This window comes from Paenibacillus sp. SEL3, assembly GCF_054602585.1.
Genome location: NZ_CM137725.1, coordinates 5459464 through 5480965, shown reverse-complemented (window position 1 = coordinate 5480965; position 21502 = coordinate 5459464). Strand labels below are relative to the sequence as shown.

Below are 21502 nucleotides of genomic sequence, written 5' to 3'. Positions count from 1 at the left end.
TCCACAAATATGTAAAAGCAGCAGTCCTCCCTCTCGGGGAGACTGCTGCTGTAGAAACAACCCATATACAAAGGAGATAGGAAAGCCTGTTAAATCACGTTCTCAACTAGCCGTTAGGTTTTTACAGGTTCCTTCTCGTATCTGTGTATGCATCTGTACGCGGCGTGTCTGCCAACGTATCATCATACGTTCTGTAACGATCCGCATTCAGCGAACGGTTGGTGCGGAAAATATCATAAACATCCCTGTTATGGTCAGCGGAGTCCACCAGCACTAAAATCTTGCCCTGATCGACGTAAGTCTCGTATTGACGTGCATCATCTTCCGGAATACCCAGCCCGACCAGTCCACCGACCAAGCCACCTGCTCCCGCTCCGACAGCTGCTCCGGTAAGGGTAGCCGCGATAGGTCCAGCAGCAAGGATTGGTCCGATACCTGGAATAGCCAAGGCCCCGATGCCCGCCAGCAACCCAGCAACGCCGCCTACAACGCCGCCGGTAGCCGCACCGGTCGCTACACCCTCCGGTGCTTTGGTGCCTGTCTCTTCACTAATCGTCCTCAACTCGTCACGGTCACGGGTGATCACAGAAATTTCACTGCTTGGGATTCCTTTGCTCTGCAATTGTCCTATCGCACGAGATGCTTCCTGCTCTGTATCAAAAACACCAACAATTTTCTTTTCATTATAATCGTTTAAGTTATTAGTCATGATAGTTACCTCCCAATATTTTGGTGTTGAGTGGTTCGTCTTTCATTACCCCGCTATTATGACGTTTAAACGATTTTACGAAAATTCAAAAAGTCGATTAGCATAAAACAGCTTCTATTTAACGCTTTGGCTTTGCTCTGTTGGTCGCCACAGCTTCCAGTGGATCATCCGGCCAATAATGCTTGGGATATCTGCCTTTCAGGTCCTTTTTGACTTCAAAATAAGCCTCGCTCCAGAAGCTGGACAAGTCGGATGTCACTTGGACAGGTCGCTGGGCAGGTGACAGTAAATGCAATACAATGGGCACACGTCCGCGTCCAATACGAGGCGTATCCCTCATACCGAACAATTCTTGTAGTCGTACGGCCAGCGCTGGTGCCTCAGGATTCGAATAATCGACAGGAATGCGGGAACCGCTGGGTACACGGATATGCGTCGGCGCTTCCTGATCAAGCTGCTGCCGCTGTTCCCAGTCCAGCCTGCCAAGCAGCAATGCAGCACTGTCCAGCCGTTGCAGATCGGATACGTTTTTGGCTCCTAGAGCAAAAGGCAACAGCCACGATTCCAGTGAATCCAGCAATGCCAATTCCGTGCAGTCCGGCCAGTCTTCAGGCGCTGAGAAGTGCATAAAAATCAAACGAGCCTGCAACTGGAGGGTTTGCCGATTCCATGACAACAGCTTCAGACCGCGTTCACGGACACCCTGCATCAAGGCGGCAGCAACTTCCTCTGCCGGAGGTCGCTCATAGGACGTTTCCTTTAAGACGAGTGAGCCCAGTCGCAGTACCTTGCGGGCTCTCACTGCTGAGGCGGAGCTATCCCAGTATACGCTGGCTTGTTCCAGCAACAAATTGCTGCAATGCTGGACCAGCTCTTGCAGTTCAACCGGTGCCGCCAACTGAATGGCACCATCTGCTCCCTCGTCGTCCACTTCGGCGGCGACGAGATAGGATGAACGCGACATCCACTCCACTTGTCGGAGTCGCGTCCCTCGGCCGCCGCTAAGCAAAAAGCGGCCATCCCCCCGGCCCTGCGCGATCCGATCCGGATACGCAAAGGCCAACAGCAGCCCGCAAGCCGCGGAGCCGTCAGGCTCGTCCTGCGCTGCGGCTGCTGTCGGCAGCGTGGCTAGCAGCTGCCGGCTCTCTTGCACGATACGGCGAATCACCGTATCGTCTGCTGCCCGCAGCAGGCTGTGCGTACTGCGGGCATGGGCCGCCTCGCGCAGGGCATCCAGCCGCGGGCGCAAATCCGTTCCGCCATGTGCGCGGAACGGGTCCCGCTCTTGCAGCAGCGCAGCCAGACGGCTGGCGGTTGGTGCCAGGCCGAGTGCCGCAGCACGCAACAGCATGTGCCCAAGGCGCGGGTGCGTGCCCAGGGCGGACACCTCGCGCCCATGCGCGGTGATGCCGCCTGTAGTGCCATCGGCTGCTTCATCTAGGCAGCCGAGCTGGCGCAGCAGGTCTGTGGCCTGGCGGTACGCGGCCTCAGGCGGGGCATCCAGCCAGGCCAGCTCTGCGGGCTCGCGCACGCCCCAGGCCGCCAGCTCCAGCGCGAGCGGGGCCAGATCCGCTGCCGCGATTTCCGGGCGGCTGGCATCGGGGAGCGCGGCATGCTCCTGCGCGCTCCACAGCCGGTAGCATACGCCCGGCTGGAGGCGCCCCGCCCGTCCGCGCCGCTGGTCGGCGGAGGCCTTGGACACCTTGACGGTGGTCAAACGGCTCATGCCAGTTCGCGCGGAAAACACCGATTCCCGCGACAGTCCGCTATCGATCACCACCGTGATCCCGGCGATGGTCAAACTGGACTCGGCAATCGAGGTGGCCAATACCACTTTTCGACTGCCCGAAGCCGACGGGCGTATTGCCTCATCCTGCTGCTCCAGCTTCATGCTGCCGTACAGCGGAATGATCTTGACGTGTGCTGGTAAATGCTTTGAAGCCAATTCTCGTTCCGTTCTATGAATTTCTCTGGCCCCTGGTAAAAACACCAATAGATCGCCTTCATGAGCATGAAGCGCCTTTTCTACTGTCTCAGCCGTAAAGGACTCTAATGAGGTTGACGAAGGCTTGGACATATGGAAGGTTTCTACCGGAAATACGGTGCCTGGGCATTCCAGTAATGGCGCATCCCCTAATAGTCTACATACAGGCTCTGCCTCCAAGGTGGCAGACATGATCAATATCTTCAAATCCGGTCGCAGCAGCGCCTGGCTTTGCAGGGCAAGTGCCAATCCCAAGTCTGCATGCAGGCTGCGCTCATGAAACTCATCAAACATAATCAGCCCGACTCCCTCCAACGCCTGATCATGTTGCAACATCCGGGTGAGTACGCCTTCCGTAACCACCTCAATCCGCGTATTTGGCCCTACTTTTGTATCCATGCGAACCCGGTAGCCCACCGTCTTTCCGGTGGGCTCTCCCAGCGCTTTCGCCATTTGCGCTGCTGCTGCACGTGCTGCTAAACGCCTCGGCTCCAGCATAATTAACTTTTGCCCTGCCAGCCACGGCTCATTCAGTAGCTCCAGCGGTGTTACCGTCGTTTTCCCCGCTCCCGGCTGTGCAATCAGTACCGCCGCCGAATGAGATTGCAGTGTATGTTTAAGCTCGGGGATCACTTGCATAATAGGCAGTTGTTTATCTGTCAATGAAATCTCTCCAATGATACGCTTGATGCGTAGAATCTAAGTTTTAATTCTTTTATTATTGTGAATTTTTCATTACCTGTAATTATTGAATAGAAAAGGTTAAGCTGCCCTCTGGAACTTCTCCTCGGTCTGTCATACATAATTCTTCTAAATCTATTATACAGATATTTAAATTTCCCGTCTGACCATCGCGGCTATGTATGCTTCGTCTTTAGCTTCTATACCTATCGGGATGCACTCACGGCAAGATCATTTTATAATATAGTTGATATGGATTGCTGAAGGACGGAACATAGAATCGAGGTCACTTTCGTATGGAATTACAGGCCCAACCCATCAGAGGGCGATTTGCCCCAACACCATCGGGATGGATACACTTAGGAAATGCTCGTACTGCCTTATTATCCTGGCTGCACGTTCGTTCCCTGGGCGGAACCTATATTTTGCGCATAGAAGATATTGATATGACGCGAGCTCGCAGCCAGTTAGCGCAAGGAATAATGGAAGATTTGCGCTGGATCGGTCTGAACTGGGACGAAGGACCCGACGTAGGCGGTTCCTACGGTCCCTACACTCAAAGCCAGCGGCTGGATCGCTTCCAATCTGCATTGGAGAAGCTACAGGGGCATGATTTGCTATATCCTTGTTTTTGCAGTCGGGCTGACATTCTGGCTGCCGCTCATGCTCCACATGGACTGTCTGGTGAAGGACCCGCATATTCAGGGGCATGTCGTAACCTTAGCTCTCAAGATGCCGTAGCCAAAGCACAGCATAAACTCCCTTCACTTCGCTTTAAAGTACCGCAAAGTCCAGATGCCGTTATTTCGTTTCATGATCAGGTAGCAGGTCATGTGACCTTCGGTGCGGCAGAAGGCGGCGATTTTATCGTCAAACGAGCGGACGGCATGTTTTCCTATCAGCTGGCTGTCGTTGTCGATGATGCGGATATGCATATGACCGACGTACTCCGCGGGTATGATCTTCTCGATTCAACGCCCCGTCAGCTATTGCTGTACCAAGCTTTGGGCTTGCAGCCGACACGTTTCGCACACGTTCCCCTTGTCCTAGGCCCTGATGGACGAAGGCTGGCAAAACGACATGGTGGCGTAGCACTCCGAGCCATGCGTCGACAAGGGGTCTCACCGGAAGCAGTCATTGGCTGGCTCGCCTATTTTTCAGGGCTGCTGGATTCACCCGAGCCTGTGAAGGCAGTAGATTTAATCGATGACTTTCATTTAGACAAACTGCCCAAAGAATCCGTCATCCTGACGAAGCAATGCCTCACGAGATTATCTGCACTGCAACAGTAATGAGGTAAAGCGTAGAAATTAAAGTGTACGGGCAAGGGCCTTCCGCCCTTCGCTCCTCTCGCTTCTATTCCTCCAGTCGCTTACGCATAGCGGACTCATATTCATAAAATACAGACGACGTATTCAGCCCTCTTTCCTCCAGCAGCATACGGAGACGAAGTGATTTTTCAGTCAGCCTGCGACTGATCCGCTCTTGCTCTCCCGCCTCATGACAAGCGTGAAGCAAATCACGTAGCTGGACACATTCCTTTTGCAGCTGAAGCTCTTCCGGTAAAATGCCTGCATTCTTCAACAGCTTGTACGACATCCGCAGCTCCTCTGGAACATGTGACAAATCCTCGATCACCAGTGGCTTGCCCTCTCCCGGTAAATGATCAAATTCCCCTTTGGCCATCGCCTCCGCAATCTTCTGCTCTGCCATTCTGGAGAACATTCCCATCGACCCTTTCCACTCCTTGTATTAAGCATCCTATGTATAATCTATATTAAATAAACCCGGAGTTCTTTGCCACTGTAGCTTACATATCATTAGGATGTCTTGTATCCATAAAAGAGAAAGGGAGTTATTCTTCGATCCCCAGCAATTGAGATACTTGTACTCTATATTTTTTGGCCTTACGTGTTCCATGAATGAGATTAGACAAGCGGCTAGCAGGAATATGGTAGGTATCACAAAATGTTCTCTGATCCATTTGCCTCTCGACTAGCTTTTCTTTGATTTTCCAGCCAAAAGGGGTTACAGGATTTCGTTTGTTCAACAACGTTATCACCTCTTCATAGTATAAGATTTAGGATTTAGGATTTTGATTGGGGTTTGGAGATTGGATTTCACGCTCTTCCTTTAGCAATATGGCATGAACTCATTTGTTAGGATTTCATTTTGTATATTTGGTATTGATTCAATAGTTCATCCAGTTTCATGGATTGTTCAATCACTTTGGGATGCGTTAAAAATCCGTATTTCTTCTGGACTTGGTACAGTCTTTTTCTGGCCCGTTCGACACGAAGTAAAGTCACACCTGGATTCATCAGCATGATTCCCCCTTCTGTGTCATATCTTAATGCAAAACGTAAATTTTTGGATTTTTTTAAAATACGCTTACCAAAAAAAAGCGCTTCTGGAATTCCAGAGGCACTTTTTTTTGGTATATGTTTATTTTCAGTTGGTTTCAAGTTGTTCAAAGTTAAACTTTGGAACCCTTATAATCGTCAGTTGTAAAGTTAGCAGAGCATTGTTTGTGTTTCTCCTCTGTTACATACCTCCAATTTGATCATTAAGTTGAATGTGACTATGCGATTGAACTGGCACAGTAGCAATAAACAAAAAACTAGTCGCGATGATCAGCAGTACCATCTTTTTCAACATTCTCTAACCACACCTTTTCAATAAGATTTAAAAAATCTGCTTTGGTTTCAAGAACCGCATAATCCCGAAAATGTAAAAACAGCCCCATACAATTTATAAAATAAGTCTCATTATTTAGTGTATGATAACTTACCATTGCATACATCAAATATTTAAAACCATCACTATATATACCTTGATATAAATAATAATAAGCCAATTCATATCCAAAACGTGCACATTGCTCTGGTATTACTTGATTAGTATACATATCATCAAACAACGTTTCCGGCTGAGTGAGAGAACTAACTTCAGTTTCAAAACGCCGAAGTATTTTATCTACATCAATCTGATATCGGTTAGCAGCCATCAAAACATTTAGCAGTTTGGTGACCATTTCTTTATTTGTTTTATTTGTTGATGCAATGTATTCAACATAATCCGCAAGCACACCTGTATCTCCAGATAAGAGTTTATTAACGTAAGTATTACCTTCGGACCAATGTTTGTACAAATTGACCCAGTGCTGAGTATCCTCGTCTGTCTCTATGACCCAATCTAAATTAGCGTAGGCGTATGTATATTGCAGAGCTTGTTTATAATCGCCTTGAGCTTCACAGACACATGCACACAACAGGTCAGCATAAGCGATGTAACCGAATAATGGACTCCTTGTTTTCTTGCCATAATCCTTTCGCTTTTCCTGCTTATGCTTCATAGTGTATTGAATTTTCGCTTTATCCCTCATTTTACAAGCTGTTGCATCAAGCTTGTCCCATTTACGTAAAGACCTATACACATTCGCCAAATCCTTTAATGCATCAAGCTGAACTATTTCATCCAGACGCTCGACATAAGGTTCAAATAGTATGGCTGCCTTGAGATTTCGGCTTTGATCAGCTCCAACTTGAATCGTGAATATACGATATTGGCAGGTGGCCAAGCGTTCAGAATGCTGATATTTCTCCACTTCTGCGACATTCTCATAGAGAGGCAGCGCAGCAGCATGTCGTCCCTGTTCAAATAATGCTTCTGCAACATCAAATAGCCTGGACGCATACAGCGGATTATCCATGATATGCCCTACCATTCGACGGATTGCATCCAGCTTGTCCAGTTCTGCACAACGATACAATAATGGCTCGATTCGCCTAAAATTCGGGGAAAGATCAATGATGTAATTTTCTATGTATAGGTCATAAAAATAGCCTTCTGGCAAATCCATAGCCACAGTAATTCGGTCCAGCTGCTGTACGGAAACAGGACGATGCTGAGTAATCCAATTACTAAGCGTTCTTTGATGTACCCCTGAATATTCGGCAAATTGACTCAACGTCATATCATTTTGTTTTAGATAATACTCAAACTCCGCTGAAATCGTAGGTGTATGCTTCAAGTCATAACCACCCTTCACATAAAAATTCCATTATTTTAAAAATCACCCTCTATTCTTCTCCATAATTAACCATCTGTCAATATATTATGCAACTAATGTTTATAACGAAAATTCAGCATAACTCACACACAAGGGAAGATTGTGAAAACGAATAACAAAAGTGAAATTGGATTGCCGAAATAAAAGGTTTCACAAAGTTGACATGACTATTTCATTTCTCCATATTCTTTACTATTAGTAAATGATATAGAGTTCCCAGGTAGAAACTCTGTTGAACCTTTTAATCAAATGAAAAATCCCCTGATTTTGATGTAATCAAGGGATACATAGGTTCATTTCTCTCGCTTTGATAATGCGAAGTTGATTATTTCTCCAATCACAATTCCTGTCAAAATTGCATAGATTCCCATAGCGCTCATCTTATATCCCAAAGCGTAAAATAACCCTATACATATTGCGTAGCCCAACAAAATCGCTGCATAACGCTTTAGAAACTTACTCATGGAAATTCTCATAAGCAACTCCCCGGTTATTTTTATACTTCAATCATTGTAAAAGTCTGGTATCAATTATCAACACAAATTCCGTAATTGTTTCTCCTAGCTGTGAATATCCTTCCGACCGCATTCTCTAACTTTGTGCCTCTTCATTCTAGACAGATTGCATTGCTGATATTAAGTATTTGTGCGTCATTGCGAACCACACATACTTTCGTCCCATGATCAGCGCGGCCAATTCCCATCACATATGCTTTTTTCAGTCCTTTGTTGACCCAAGTAATCATTAAATATTCAAAAGTAAATCTATAATGTTGATAGAGTGCATTAAAGTTGAAAAAAGTGGAGTTTAAAATTATGACTATTTAGATGATACGGTTTTGGTGTTAATTGAGATATCTTCTGTTCTTCGTTCTTAGATAAAGAACCCTCCTTTAAAATTAATTTTTTTGTTTCTGAGTAAGTATAGAGTACTGCTTGTGGAGAATCGTCACCTTTACTCACAAAGTCAAAACTTTTCCCATCTTTATGCCAAACTATAGATGAGATCAATGTAAAGTCCTTATCGGACACATGCATATAGCTCTTACGCTCAACATTGTATAGTCCGATATAACTTGAACCTAGATCACCGATTCCAAACGCAATCTTTTTTCCATCAGGCGACCAGTTATAGGCATCAATCTTTTCGCTCCCGGCTCCGTTACTATTCATCTCAAACATGTTTACAATAGTTTGAGTCCCATCGGATAAATTAATTAAAATAAGTCTACTCCCCTCGTGATCGCTTACATGAAGAGCTACCTGGTTGCTTGTAGATAAGGAAAGTGAGTTAACTCTCAAAGGTCGTGGGTTGAGCTTAACGAGTTGCTCTCCACGCTTACCTTTTATTTTCATAGAATCCACAACTTCATTGGCTTCGGCGGCTTCTTCCCCCTTAGCGTTAGTTAATTTTGCGGTAAAAGTAACGTCTTTATTTTTCCATACAATCTGTTTTCCCGAAACTACAACCTTAGATTTGTCTTGGTTATTATCATACTGAGAATAATCTAAGGTGTTCACCTTTTTAACAGTTGCTCTAGATGTTTCTACAGCTGCTTTTTCGTCTACCTTTTTTACACCTTCCTTTGTGCTGTTTACCCCGGTATTATTCACTTTGGTCTGAGGTAGTTGATGATTTGAGTTTGCCTTACCACTACACCCTGAAATCACTAACACCACTATCGCACCTACAGACATAATCTGCACGAATTTCATAGTTTCCTCCTTAAGAGTCGGTTCCCTAAGTTCCCTTTTATAGCTGTTCTTCTTCTGGAATAGAGAAAAACATTTGCTTCGCCTGATCTTCAGTCGCTTCCCCCAGACGAGTTTTTTTGCCAGCTTTATCAATAGTCCCGAACGTGGTGCCACCCGGAACGCTATAATTATAATAAACTACGCCCTTTTGGATCGTTGGCATTTTGCCGCTTTGTTCAACAATTTTGTTGGTGAGGAACGGCAGGCTTGCATTTTTAGCTTCCTGTTGCAGGTTCAGCCTTGCAGACCAGAGCAGTTCTACATGTGTGTCAATGATACGATAGTAATTCATAATGTCCATGTGTTGTTCAAAAAATTCACTGGATTGGTTTTTTTGGAAGTAGCGAATATAAGCCATACTATCCCCTTCTTTACCTGACAGTACATTAACTTTGGCAATACGTGGAAGACTGTATGCACCATGACGAGCTACAGAAATATCGCTAGATTGGATTTCTTTCAGCATCTCTTCTGTCGGCTTAGCTACGTAAACTGTACGATCTGGGGCATCCCAGTACACTTGAGAACCGGACGCATCTGCAATGAAACGCAGCGGTACCATAACACGACCATTTTTCATTGCAGAAGAGGTAGACAGCGTTACTTTTTTATCACCTACCATTGTCTCTTTTTTACCAGCCACCAGTGTTGATTTTGTTCCGTTATTATCTACAGTTACCGTTTTAGAAGTATTGTTCCAGTTGATCGTTACACCAGGAATCGATCTTATCATATTCAATGCTACTAATGTGGAACCATTCTGAACATAGGGGTCTACATCCCCTGGCATGGGTACGTTATTCACTTGCACAATAATGGACTTGGAGGCTGCTCCAGAAACACCGCTAGCAAGCATACTAAAAGATATTGTTGATGCAAAAGCCGCTTTGAAAAATGTATTCATAATTATATTCACCTCAATAGTGTCTTCTTGTCATCATTTCAAACTAAATTGAGCTTAGTAGTATTAATACATCGATTCAGTATTAGCTAGTGTTTTCTCGTCTCATTAGGAATAGGTTGGATAACATCTTTATAGGATTCAGCTTTTACAGTGAAATCTTTCTGTTGACCTTTATCATCTTTGTATATAATCTTGAAATTTCCATCTCTATCATTACCCATTGTAATGTCTGTTACCCATCCGACGTAATTATAACTTGGTCTTTGGCCAGCACTGGATACAATATCATCCATACCATTTCCTGAGGTAAATTGCCAAACCGCCTTAGCTACTCCATCTTTAATCTCAACTACCGTATTACCAACATTGTTAAAATACATGTATCTGGACGAATCCCCTCTCGGGAAAGCATAAAAATAGCCTTGATTAGCCCACGGTTTTTCCAAAGCAGAAATTGATTTGAAGGAAAATTGAATCGGCAACGATATAGCTGCCTCACGCGCTGCTTGTAAATCTTCTGCCTGTAAGCTCTCTTGATCGACCTTATAATTACCGTCTTGAATAAATAGTATGGACCGAAGCTTCTCATAGCTTGCCTTGTAGCCAAAGTTCTCCGACACAAAACGAATAGGTACCAATATCCTTCCCTGAGTCATTTGGACAGGGACATCAACCTGGACTGTTCTATTATTTTTAAATGCTTCCTTTTTGTTGGCCGTCAACTTAATTTGATCTGTGCCTTTTGTGATGAAAGCAGATTGACTTTTACTATCCCATTGATAGGTTACCCCCAGTGAAGCAAGCGTGCGTATAGGGACCAAAACACGCCCGTCCTTAATAATAGGTGAAACATCGGTTGCTATAAACTTCCCATTCACATTCACCGCGTTAACGGATATCGGATTGGCAGCATCAGCAATCGCCCAGGATTGAAACATAAGTACGAAGAAAAACACAATAACCTTTTTCAAGATAAATTACCTCCTTTTTCAATAAGCACCCTTACATAAGACGTATGAAATAATTCGAAAGTTTCTAATCTATACCAAAAAATTCATATGTTTTGAGATGATGAGCGAAATGTAGCGTTCATGGTGTTTTTTGCCCTCCCTAATCCCTTTTCAAGGTCCTTCGCTCCGTGGGTTGCGTTAAGCGAGCGCCAGGAAAGTAGAGCGCCTTGGCCGGACGCTTTCTCCCGGCGTAGGCGCTCTAGTTATCGGCGTGAGTAGCGGCCCAGCGGTGCGTACTGGCTCTTAGGTGGCCGCTCTTGCCCCCTTAGAGCCAGTAGCATGAGCCTGTTTCCCCCACTCTTGTCCTGCTCGCTCCCTTACTTGCCGATCAGCGAGTCTATTTTTTACAGATATCCCGGCTGGTTAAAACCAGCATTTAGGGTTTCAACAGGCTCATAAAAAAAGACTCTTCCGGTTTCACAGAAACGTCCTTAATAATCTTCAACCCACAAAGATACATATATAAATAATACGTAAGCTAAAAGGAAGAACCCAATCACACTAAAAAGGATAATCCAGATAAAACGTTTTTTTAATGGAGACAGGATTTCCCCGCATCGTCTTAGGATTCTCTGACGGGTAGGCAACAACTCATATTCTAATTTCTTTATAACATGTTCTGCTTCTTCCTCATCTCTAACTAAAAGTTCACTCCATAATTGCTCATAGCGTTCTTGAATTTCTTCTTTTTTAGAACTATCTTCTAGAAAAGCCATTTAGCACCTCCATAATAATTCATTTATGTAGAAAAGATTTGGAAAATGTACAGCACCATTTTCCGAAGTTTTCTATTATCCAACCTTACACATTGCCTGCGTAACATAAAGAAAAACACAGGTTCCTTTTTGTTGGACCCGTGTTTTATCGTTTATACAATTAGCTGTGGTCGATGGATAAGGCCCCGCTTATGGTATTAGCACTGTTATATGAACACCAAAGAAATAATTTTTATTTTTATTTAAATTGTAAATGCGTACAAAAATGCGCTCACCTGTTTTAAAAGTGGAACTGGACACAGCGTTATTACTGCCTAATTCATATGCAGTAATGGTATAGCTTCCCGAATGTGGGTAATCCTCCATTCACAGCTCCTCTAATTTTTATTTCTCCTGAGCTGTTTGTAGGGAAATAGTAGTGAGTATAAATAGTGTCTCTTACACCTGAAAATTCAGCAATATAAGTACCTTGGCTGTTAATGTTCCAGAACGAGGTTGGGTACGTAATGCTGAATAACCCTAAGCTGCTTGAAGTGCTTATTTTCTTAGGATCAAGAGCAGACGTCTTATCTGTTGCTGGATCTAATATTTCGACTTTAGCATCACTCGTTGTTTCTATAACTGGTTTATTCATATTATCTACAATACCAATTTTATCTACCGCTTTTTCGTTACTTCCAGTTCCTACTGGCAGAACTTCGAGAGAAGGAGTCGCCTGATCTTTAGTTATTTGCTAGCGGCAGGAACCGAAGCGGCGGATACAGAAGCACCTAAAGCAGCAACCAAGTGTAGCAAGCATTGTAAACCATGTTTTCTTAATTTCCAATTCCATCCATCCTTTAATTTTTATTCTATTAATGTATAATTTTTGTATGCAAATAGTTACTAATCTTTTTTTGTAATTTACAACTAATTTTTTATGGTTTTTGGAATATTCATGTTAATTATACAGGTAACTTGATAGTTTTTCCAACGTATTCAATTAATCAATAGCGAATATACCGGAATTGAGTATATAGCACTTTTTTTGTTAAATGCGTAATTTAGGAAGTTTCACATTCCCCATGACAACTTGATTTTTCAACAATTATAATCTCGTATATTTTTTTCAGGGAGGAATTTACATGGGCTTTTTGATCTTCGTACCACAGTTTCTAATCCAGGTTTTTACCATAGTCGTCGCTTTAGTGATATACGATAGATTTTTCAAAAGAAGATAATCAATCAGTAACATAGTAGAATACATAATCACGTAAAAAAGAGCGATTTTTATCGCTCTTTAACATTCATTTATATGTATTCAGTTGATTTTCCTGTCCGTCGCTCCCTGATCTCATCAGAAAAGTTATGTACCAGCTCCCCTTGGTATATCAACATTTTTAACTGATCATGTGATAATGAGGGGATATTTCGCACCCATGTTTCGTTTATCGCGTTTTACTTAACAGTATCAAGCCCCCATACACTTTAGCTGTGACGAAGTTTACTGCCTGGCTAGCAGGGTCTACAGCCCAAAATACATCAAAGTAACCCCCTCTGCTATTATCCGCATAAACAATAGTAGCACCTTTTACAATGCTTACTACCCAACCTGGCACACCCAAAAACGAGAAAATACCGGTAAGAGTTCCTCCGGATATTGCGAATTCTCCCTGTACTTCATTTGGCGTTGCTACTGTACTGCTGATAACAAGCATTAGCATAATGGATGCCATCCAGGCTGATACAAATTCCTCATTTCACCACATAAATCCTAATAATATGATATAATTGTAATAACGATACATAGAATACATATATACCACTTTTGGCACATTTTTTTTGAAGGAGTTTTCAATTTTGAAGAATATCGCAACAATCTTGGTCGTTGGATTTTTTACTGGAATATTGACTATATATACTTAATGGAAAGGTAGAACTAAATGGTTTATTAGTTTGCTTTTTAAGCGCAGGTATAGTAGCACTAGGCTTCTTGGCTGTACATTTAATAAAAAAGTGCGTAAAAAATGAACACACTCTAAAATGAGTCCGGATCTCATGGACTCATTTTCATTCACACACTACAGCGTTATCGCATATTGTTTTAGTTGGCATATGTATAAAACCCAGCATTTGATACATATGAAAAAAAAGGTGATACCAATGAGTTTTGCTCTTGTATTATTTATTGCAGCTGTGATTCAATTTGTTCTGGATAAAATTATCAGCAAAACAAATGAGAAGACACCAGACACGGATGGTTTTATCCCATACAGGTGGTTCATTGTGATTGGGGGTATTGTGGTAATTTTGTCAGTTCTTTTTGTTAAAGAACCTTATAAATATGTTTGGATTAGCGTATTACTTATTCTAGTGTTCGGTGTTCGATCTATCTTCCAATGGAAATATATTCGAAGTTCACAAAAACATATTATTTCACTATTGATGATGGCCATATCTGTAGTTGGTACAATTGTTTATGTTTTAATTTAACAAAAGAACCGCACAATTTGGTATTATCCCCTTCTAGTAGACAAGAGAAAAAAGACATCTGATAAGATGGACTTAATCTTGTTGAACGGAGGGGATTTTTCATGGCTAAAAAGGGACAAACCATTCCGACAGTACTCCTTAGATGTGAAGATGGAGGCAGTCCGGTTGGTAAACGAAGAACATATGAGTAGACGGGGTTGACCCCAATAAATTCCACGTCCTCTCGGCTACCGCCATCATATGACGCCTAAGAAAAAAGACCAACCAGAAATCTCTGGTTGACCTAATAATACGAAATAAAGTCCTAGACTATCGCTGTTCCCATTAAACTAACGTTCCCCGTTAGCGTAATGATGTCACTTTTTTCGAAAGTGGTTTCCAATTCTGATTACGCTCATCGTTAATCGTTGGCCTACGATTAACACGTCCGTTTAAATAAGCTTCTTGATATTGCCTTAGCGATTCAATATTTGCTCCCCCTTCATAATCGGGATCGTGATATTGAACAACATCATCCTCCCAAAAACAAATATCACAAATGTCATAAGTACCTGGTGGTTCATAATCCAGTGTTTTATAACCACAGCATGGACATGCATATTTCATATATAGTCACCTCTACATAAATAATCAGCACTTTGATGTGTTCGCTATATGATTAACCTAGCCTGCACGTTAGTTGAACAAAAGCAGCAGCGATCACATTGGTCAGCTGCTTTATTAGTTGTAATGAGCTATCGTATCCCGTTAGTATAAAGACCAACTGATTTAATAAATCCCAGAACTTACCCATGCAACAGTTGTTATTGCAATTGATGCGGCCATCAAAACAAATAAAATATAACCGCCTTTAGTTTTCACACTGCTTCGTTTATCATAAACCTCTGGCTTGACTCCTAACCCAAGCCACAAATCGCTAATAAGACTCACAACGACTAACGCGAAATTTTTGATCAGCTTCATGTTACAACGCTCCTTGTCCCAGCAATTGTTCTCGAATCGATTCCTTCTAAATAATACCACATATTGGCTCTATCCTGCGTTACTTCAATGAAAAAAAGCAGCCCCTCATGAACTGCCCTACTGCTAGTCACTGCAACAATAGGAGTTCATCCAAGGGCTACCTCATTTACCAAGTAATCCAACCACTTGTTCGTTTGTAACTGTGTAGGAGCTCGTATTTCTCACTACGCATCAGTCGTTTCATTTTTGTTCTATACAGACGATAATCATCTTTTCTTGCTACTTTACATTCTTTATTGTAATGAACACTCTTGATTCCTTTACGGAAATCCTTAAGCTTCTCTCTTCTTGGATCTTTGGGCTTATTATTGATCTCCAGACTACACTGTTTCTCATCTTCCCAGGATTGAATCTCTTCCCGTGTAAACATCTTCATCCCCGTTGTGCCGGGTTAGATTTTGGCATTTGAAGCCATGGCCTTAGACACAACTAATAGAAGAAGATCTTCGGATTGAACATTAAATCACCTCTGATTATATTCACCCTTATTTTAAATTATTTATAACTATTCTGCCCGTTAGCTTAATGTAAAACGGAGCTGCTGCTGACAGCAAACTGCTCCGTTTAAATTTAAAATAATGCGTCCCAATAGTCTAATAATTGCCGCATATAAAAATGAGTTCTTCGATGACAGAATAACTTCACGCCTTTAACAATGGAGATTATCTGAACCACCAAGCAAATCAACTGTGAAAAATATGGAGATGAAGTGTCCTCTGTGGGCTATTGTTTTTACTGCACTTGAAGTGAGACGAACAAGTGAGGGGGCGTTCCCCTCACCTTATTCTTAACTAGGAATAGTATACTTGTTCTACTTTATATAGTGTATGCTCGATAGTTGGACAAAGTTCGGCATCTACTTTATGAAATTTAACTCGAAAGTATAAACTTTTCAAGAAGTTCTTTATATTATTTTTTTGCTTAAAGGCATGAAGAAATTCTGTATTTTTCTCCACGTCACCAAAACTTTGGATCCATTTCTCTACATAGGTCTGACTAAGTATTTTTCTATTTAAAACACTAATTACGGATTTCACCATTCTTTCATCTTCACCATCGGAGTAAACTCGATCTGATATGGTCATCTTTTCATAAACCAAATCGAGGATGGTTAAGAGGTCTTTTTTGTCCAGTTCGGAACATTGGGCCAGATCGTCCAAAGCATCTGCTGCATGAGCTATGGCATGAGCCCATCCTTTTTCTTCATCATACCCACGGTAATCTCGCTCCTTATGTATATTATAAAATACTTTCTCTTTGATCTGATGAATATGCCCACTTGAGAGAAATGGTGATTCCCTATGCCTCATAAGGAGAAGCGGTATAACTAGCATAGAGAAAGATCTAGTGAAGACAGAGTCAGTATTTATTTCATCGAGCCTGAAAAGCAAATGGTTTTTATCCAAAACAACGGGTAGGAGTTGTTCCAGTTCGTTTACAGTTAGAGCATTACCAGGAATCCAATTGGATAAGGTTGTATAAATTAGCTCATCACGTAATTGGGCATCTAAAGAACCGATGTTATTCATCATCTCTTGTATCAATTGGAATGTATCGGAAGGTGCTTGATAGTCACTTGCTTTTATCAATATCAACTTTTCTTTTAGATTCATTTTACACACTCCTACTATATTGCTATTAATTTTTATTCATCTCTATTTTAGTAACAATTCAAGCTAGTTCATGTATTAACTGAAGTTCATACTTTTGAGCACCTTTGTACTCTTCATTATTAAAGTCACATTCGCATTCAAAGATATATGTACGCGCTTAAACTTATCTTCCTTTAAAGTGACATAATAATCTTATATTTATGGCTCTCTTAGTTTGAATATTCTTAAATTGAAGCTTGGTTCCAGAATCGATCTTCATCAATGAACAATTCATAGATTAAAAATAAACGATCAAAATAGGCAATACGAATGCAACTGAGGACCCAACTCTAAGTCATACGAACCAATTAAGGTTAGTTTACCACTCAGTGACTAAATGAACAATAATGTATTGATACAGAGTTTGGTAGTATACTGCCCCTTAGTTGAACAAAGACAGCCGATCACGTGAAGTGACCCCTTAAAGTTAGACAAATATTTTTATGCAACCAGTTGGGCATGAGTGATACTTCAGAGCCAAATTGAGGACACTTAACGCCCTGTCTTCTTAAAAGCTCGTTTAAGTTCAGGATTGGTTACAGAAAATAATTGCTAGACTTGATTCTTACGTCTTGTTAATTGAGTAGTAAGTAACCAGCGATCCCTAGTTAATGTGCAGTACAAAACCTGCTCTACACTTGCAGGACAAACTATTCGCACCGAACGCATCATGGTCCGCAACCGTTGAAACACTTGCGATTGACGCGTGTACTCATAGTAGAAGCCCCGACTTACGGAATCTGCGATGACAAGCGCATCTTCGGGGTCATTCTTTGATGGAATGTTATCTCGATTTTCTTTATTACGCTTCGTCGTAGCGGGGTTCACCATGACCACGGTAATCCCTTATCTGATGACCAGTTGGCTCCAGCGATGATCAGCTTTTTAATCGATGTTTCTCCTGTAACTCGGTCATTCACCGGTTTAGTTTTTCAAAACCTTCGATTGCATTCGAAAAGGAGAGATTCCGTTTTGAAATGACAATGCCTCGAAAATTCGTGGCCTGTGCCACATGTGTCTCTTTGGCTATGTCGATTCCTACGACGAGATGCGAGGTGGTAATTCGTTCGATCCGTTGATTTTGTGCGTCTGATTGCTTAAACTTCATAGTAAGAGCTCCTCCTTGATGTTTTATGGACAAACCCATCATACCGAGGCGCTCCCTTTTTTTAAAAAAGCTCATTTCTTAAGCTCTACAGGAATGTTTAGCGCAACAAGACAGCTGATCCATGAGTCTGTGGTCAGCCAATCTATGGATGGAAACTTTTTCAAGTTCACCCGCGTCTAACATACAAATAGAGATTGCTGGTATGCATTCGGAAAGAACGTTGCCATCATGAGAACAGGAGTGGATACTATGAAAAAGCTTCTATGCACATTCGCCGTCATCGGTGCATTATCCGTCGGTACAACCGCGTTCGCCACCGTGGATATTGGCATTACGGTGAGGAGCAAGCCGATCGCGACCGACAGTCCCCCCATCTACGATCAGGGACGGGTGCTCGTGCCGATCCGAGCTGTCTCCGAAGCACTGGGCGCCGCTGTCGATTGGGATGCGAAAACGGACACCGTGGTCGTCCGAAAATGGTCGCAGACGGTTAAGCTGACCGTCGGGAAGAAGACGGCCGCGACCGAGACGTTTGGGAATAACTCGTCCTCGTCGGGTCCGATTTCGCTCGACGTGCCAGCGAAGGCGGTCCATAATCGCGTCTATGTGCCTCTGCGCTTCGTCTCCGAGCAGTACGGCTACAAGGTGGAATGGAAAAATAACACTGTCGCCATCGAGTCGCCACTCTCCGATAAGCAGCGGGACGCGCTCTATACCGGCGATCTGGCCGCAAGCAGGAATCTGGTCATGGAAGCGATGTTCTCTGGAACCCATTACGAGCATACGCCACTGCGGACGCTCCACGAATCCGAGGACTACAGCACCGCCTTCCTCTTTCCCGAAGGAGAGGCACTCCGCTTCTTCACCATCGAGGGCAATGAGACGGCGACCTATTACGAATACAAGGACGATTTCCTTGTCGCGACATGGCAGGCCCATTTTGACGGAAGCATTGGAGATAGCTTTCAACTGCTGCTGGAGGAAAAGCTGAAGGACCGTACGGGTCCGACGCCGAAAATCGACAAGCCGCTGGTATTCTATAGCAGAGGCATTGCCGGAGATTCCAGCACGGAGGAAAGCGGCCTGATCGGACTGGACGGGAAGGTCACCCGGATCGGCTTCGAGCATACAGTCGGCGGTTCCGTGACCGACTCGTCTGGAAAGCTAACCGTGACGCAGCCGGACGAGGTGCGCAAGGAGGTCGTTCCCATCCCGCAAAATTAACAGCCTCAACGGATGTTCAAGTCTATTGCTTCTATCAGGAGGCGCCGATAGGCAAAAAGGGATGGGATAAGATTATAAGTTCTTGTCCTTTTCGGATACCGATACATGTCTTGGGAAAGAACATGTATCACGAAAAAAACAAAAATCCGCGAAATCCGCGAACCCGATACGTAATATGTTCTTTTCCTCCAACACATCCGTCAGGAGCATCGGAGAATTAACTGAATAGACCAGTGAGTCTTGGCGTTTAACATGATTATTTCGGATAAAAAATAAGTTGGGGCTACCGTGTGGCGCAGCCTCTTCGAAGTTAAACTAACGTTCTCCGTTAGCTTAGTCTTTTCTCAGGTTTTGAACAGGTTGTCCCCGTACTATGAATTTCTTAACATCTGTAGACTGGAATTGCTTAATAAAGCGGGTATTATCTCGTGAACGCGCACCGGATTTTGATGTTAGTCTTGTCTCTGCTCAATGCTCAAAAGGTCGACAATAGACTTGACATAGGAACGGGCGAGTCCACTTGTCATCGAGATGTGAACACCACCTGTTCCAAGCTTCTCTAAGAAGCCTTCGTTCATGACGACGCTTTCGACAGATGCATCATCCCATAAAATGGTTGCAACAATTCCCCTGCTCATTACTGTCTCAACCGGGCGGGACGCCAGCTGTGCGCCCTGAGCAACTAGGAAAAAATTAATGCTACTCTCTTTCCTCGAACCAGCGCTCGAAGCGTTCGATGTTGGCCTGTAAATCAGCGCGGAATTGCTGTAACCCACCGATCTTCTGGTCAGCCTCTGCGAGATGCTACCGCAGGATAGAGAGGACTTTCTGCTTAGGTTGTACTCCACTAGGGTCAATGAAATAGAGATCAATAACGTCCCTTATTTCTTCCAGGCTGGCGGTTGATGTTGGTTTGCAGCATAGTACAGAATATAATGACTGGGCTCCTTTCATGCTCATTGAAAGTGTAAAAGAGCCTTATACTTTTAAGCCACGCTTTGAGCCTGATCAAGAAGTACAAATGAAATTTTATGTCCCTTCTGACTACAAGATCGACAAGACTATAACGATGGTTCTTACATCAGAAGAGTTCGTTGAGCTACATCCTATATTGGTAAAGATTCTGAAGATAATAACCCTTGGCGAAACAGTCAAACCTATGATTATTGTAGTATGCCACGGAGTAAAGTTGAAGTGGATTACGTGCATGGAGGAGAGGAAATAGACAGTATATTTTTAGATTGAAATTCCGTGAGGGGCTGTGGTAGCCTCTCTCTTTTAAGGAGGATATTTTATGGGAAAGATGTTGTTCAGAGTCATTCTTATAGGCGCATTGTTTCTTTGCTTTTCTCAACCCTATACAGGAAAAATGTCAGCTCAGAGTATAGCTCCAAGTTCTCCATTTTTGAAGATTAACAATTACTATGTCTTGTTCACAGCTCCTAAGGCACCTTATATTGATCAGAATAATCGCTATATGGTACCTTTGAGATCCATAAATGATTTGTTGGGAGGACAGACTACGTTTAACCCAACTTCTAATACGGCTACAATTAAGTTTGGAACACACAAGGTTGAGTTTAAAATGAACTCCACTGAGATTGTTACCGACTCGAGCTCGTCCGTGATGGATACCGTCTCTGTGCTTTATAAAAATGCGATGTTTGTCCCTTTAGGGGTACTTACTAAGCACTTAGACATACACCAGGAATGGGATCAGCAAAATAAACTGTATTCCCTCTCTGGGAAAGAATTAATGAAGACACCTATGATGGAGAATGTAGAAGATTTGGATCATTTTAGAGAACAAGTGGATAATGAAAATGCATTCCAGTTGTTATCGTACAAATTGACCATGGGAGAAAAAATTCATCTGGCCATTACAGCTAAGAATATGACAGGGAAAAAGATTAGTGAGGGCATTGAAGATTTAAATACCACTTTTATTTTTTCTGACAATAGCACGGCCGGGGAAAATAGAAATCATAAAAGACCCAGTATAGATAAGGATGAAATTGTAACTCGCGAAGATGACATAGATTATGTGAAAACAATAGAGAATAATAAAATTATCAAACATGAGCTGTCGTATATTCTCTTTAAGGGCAGAACGCTAAAGACTCACAAGTAAAAAAGTACTTTTACTTGTAGAGTGGAATGGGTAAATAGTAGATTTGTGAATTTCAAATTCCT

At 42.9% G+C, this 21502-nt stretch carries 21 protein-coding genes and 1 pseudogene; 4 read left to right on the top strand and 18 right to left on the bottom strand.

Annotated elements, in window-relative coordinates; translation table 11 throughout:
* Nucleotides 1–121 precede the first annotated feature (121 nt).
* The gene (locus ACYCS5_RS25375; RefSeq protein ID WP_459760291.1) at nt 122–709 is read right to left on the bottom strand and encodes a general stress protein; all 588 of its coding nucleotides are present in this window, start codon (nt 707–709) and stop codon (nt 122–124) included.
* 118 nt (nt 710–827) lie between these two features.
* Entirely contained in the window at nt 828–3356 is a 2529-nt protein-coding gene (gene hrpB / locus ACYCS5_RS25370; protein ID WP_459760290.1) for an ATP-dependent helicase HrpB, read from the bottom strand.
* A gap of 314 nt (nt 3357–3670) precedes the next feature.
* Between hrpB and gluQRS the strand changes: the two genes are divergently transcribed.
* Nucleotides 3671–4666, top strand: a complete 996-nt coding sequence (gene gluQRS / locus ACYCS5_RS25365) for a tRNA glutamyl-Q(34) synthetase GluQRS (protein WP_459760289.1) — start codon at nt 3671–3673, stop codon at nt 4664–4666.
* Nucleotides 4667–4730: 64 nt separating this feature from the next.
* On the opposite strand, the gene ACYCS5_RS25360 is transcribed toward gluQRS, so the two are convergent.
* From ACYCS5_RS25360 to ACYCS5_RS25315, 10 genes are all read right to left on the bottom strand, one after another.
* A complete protein-coding gene (locus ACYCS5_RS25360; RefSeq protein WP_069010246.1) occupies nt 4731–5105 on the bottom strand; it encodes a DnaJ family domain-containing protein in 375 nt (124 codons plus the stop codon).
* Between the two features lie 124 nt (nt 5106–5229).
* On the bottom strand, nt 5230–5424 hold the full coding sequence (locus ACYCS5_RS25355) for a Rha family transcriptional regulator (RefSeq protein ID WP_029517081.1): 195 nt from the start codon (nt 5422–5424) through the stop codon (nt 5230–5232).
* 109 nt (nt 5425–5533) lie between these two features.
* A complete protein-coding gene (locus ACYCS5_RS25350) occupies nt 5534–5701 on the bottom strand; it encodes an aspartyl-phosphate phosphatase Spo0E family protein (protein ID WP_071558834.1) in 168 nt (55 codons plus the stop codon).
* Between the two features lie 293 nt (nt 5702–5994).
* Entirely contained in the window at nt 5995–7407 is a 1413-nt protein-coding gene (locus ACYCS5_RS25345) for a helix-turn-helix domain-containing protein (protein WP_459760288.1), read from the bottom strand.
* 824 nt (nt 7408–8231) lie between these two features.
* Complete coding sequence (locus ACYCS5_RS25340; protein WP_459760287.1) at nt 8232–9161, bottom strand: protein tolB; 930 nt, start codon at nt 9159–9161, stop codon at nt 8232–8234.
* 37 nt (nt 9162–9198) lie between these two features.
* Complete coding sequence (locus ACYCS5_RS25335) at nt 9199–10104, bottom strand: copper amine oxidase N-terminal domain-containing protein (protein WP_459760286.1); 906 nt, start codon at nt 10102–10104, stop codon at nt 9199–9201.
* An 86-nt stretch (nt 10105–10190) separates the two neighbouring features.
* Nucleotides 10191–11075: a copper amine oxidase N-terminal domain-containing protein gene (locus ACYCS5_RS25330; protein WP_459760285.1), complete on the bottom strand. Its 885-nt coding sequence runs from the start codon at nt 11073–11075 to the stop codon at nt 10191–10193.
* Between the two features lie 470 nt (nt 11076–11545).
* Nucleotides 11546–11830: a hypothetical protein gene (locus ACYCS5_RS25325; protein ID WP_029517074.1), complete on the bottom strand. Its 285-nt coding sequence runs from the start codon at nt 11828–11830 to the stop codon at nt 11546–11548.
* Between the two features lie 319 nt (nt 11831–12149).
* Nucleotides 12150–12464, bottom strand: coding sequence for a hypothetical protein (locus ACYCS5_RS25320; RefSeq protein ID WP_340955261.1), 315 nt, complete (start codon nt 12462–12464; stop codon nt 12150–12152).
* 793 nt (nt 12465–13257) lie between these two features.
* Nucleotides 13258–13545, bottom strand: coding sequence for a hypothetical protein (locus ACYCS5_RS25315; protein WP_459760284.1), 288 nt, complete (start codon nt 13543–13545; stop codon nt 13258–13260).
* Between the two features lie 406 nt (nt 13546–13951).
* On the opposite strand from ACYCS5_RS25315, the gene ACYCS5_RS25310 reads away from it, so the two are divergent.
* Nucleotides 13952–14302 (top strand): DUF4181 domain-containing protein, encoded by a 351-nt coding sequence (locus ACYCS5_RS25310; RefSeq protein WP_459760283.1) that lies wholly within the window; start codon nt 13952–13954, stop codon nt 14300–14302.
* A gap of 342 nt (nt 14303–14644) precedes the next feature.
* On the opposite strand, the gene ACYCS5_RS25305 is transcribed toward ACYCS5_RS25310, so the two are convergent.
* The 5 genes and pseudogenes from ACYCS5_RS25305 to ACYCS5_RS25285 form a co-directional block, all read right to left on the bottom strand.
* On the bottom strand, nt 14645–14908 hold the full coding sequence (locus ACYCS5_RS25305; protein WP_459760282.1) for a CPCC family cysteine-rich protein: 264 nt from the start codon (nt 14906–14908) through the stop codon (nt 14645–14647).
* A 162-nt stretch (nt 14909–15070) separates the two neighbouring features.
* Nucleotides 15071–15265 carry a hypothetical protein gene (locus ACYCS5_RS25300; RefSeq protein WP_307350001.1) on the bottom strand — a complete coding sequence of 65 codons (195 nt, stop codon included), beginning with the start codon at nt 15263–15265 and terminating at the stop codon, nt 15071–15073.
* Between the two features lie 166 nt (nt 15266–15431).
* The gene (locus ACYCS5_RS25295; RefSeq protein WP_459760281.1) at nt 15432–15701 is read right to left on the bottom strand and encodes a hypothetical protein; all 270 of its coding nucleotides are present in this window, start codon (nt 15699–15701) and stop codon (nt 15432–15434) included.
* 415 nt (nt 15702–16116) lie between these two features.
* Nucleotides 16117–16938 carry a DUF2785 domain-containing protein gene (locus ACYCS5_RS25290; RefSeq protein WP_459760280.1) on the bottom strand — a complete coding sequence of 274 codons (822 nt, stop codon included), beginning with the start codon at nt 16936–16938 and terminating at the stop codon, nt 16117–16119.
* A gap of 705 nt (nt 16939–17643) precedes the next feature.
* Nucleotides 17644–18085: pseudogene (locus ACYCS5_RS25285) on the bottom strand (IS110 family transposase); the annotation flags it as partial.
* A gap of 249 nt (nt 18086–18334) precedes the next feature.
* Between ACYCS5_RS25285 and ACYCS5_RS25280 the strand changes: the two are divergent.
* Nucleotides 18335–19309 carry a stalk domain-containing protein gene (locus ACYCS5_RS25280; RefSeq protein ID WP_459760279.1) on the top strand — a complete coding sequence of 325 codons (975 nt, stop codon included), beginning with the start codon at nt 18335–18337 and terminating at the stop codon, nt 19307–19309.
* A gap of 452 nt (nt 19310–19761) precedes the next feature.
* Here the strand turns inward: ACYCS5_RS25280 and ACYCS5_RS25275 are convergent, their stop codons facing one another.
* On the bottom strand, nt 19762–19947 hold the full coding sequence (locus ACYCS5_RS25275) for a hypothetical protein (RefSeq protein WP_069011426.1): 186 nt from the start codon (nt 19945–19947) through the stop codon (nt 19762–19764).
* A 656-nt stretch (nt 19948–20603) separates the two neighbouring features.
* On the opposite strand from ACYCS5_RS25275, the gene ACYCS5_RS25270 reads away from it, so the two are divergent.
* A complete protein-coding gene (locus ACYCS5_RS25270) occupies nt 20604–21440 on the top strand; it encodes a copper amine oxidase N-terminal domain-containing protein (protein ID WP_459760278.1) in 837 nt (278 codons plus the stop codon).
* Nucleotides 21441–21502: the final 62 nt, after the last annotated feature.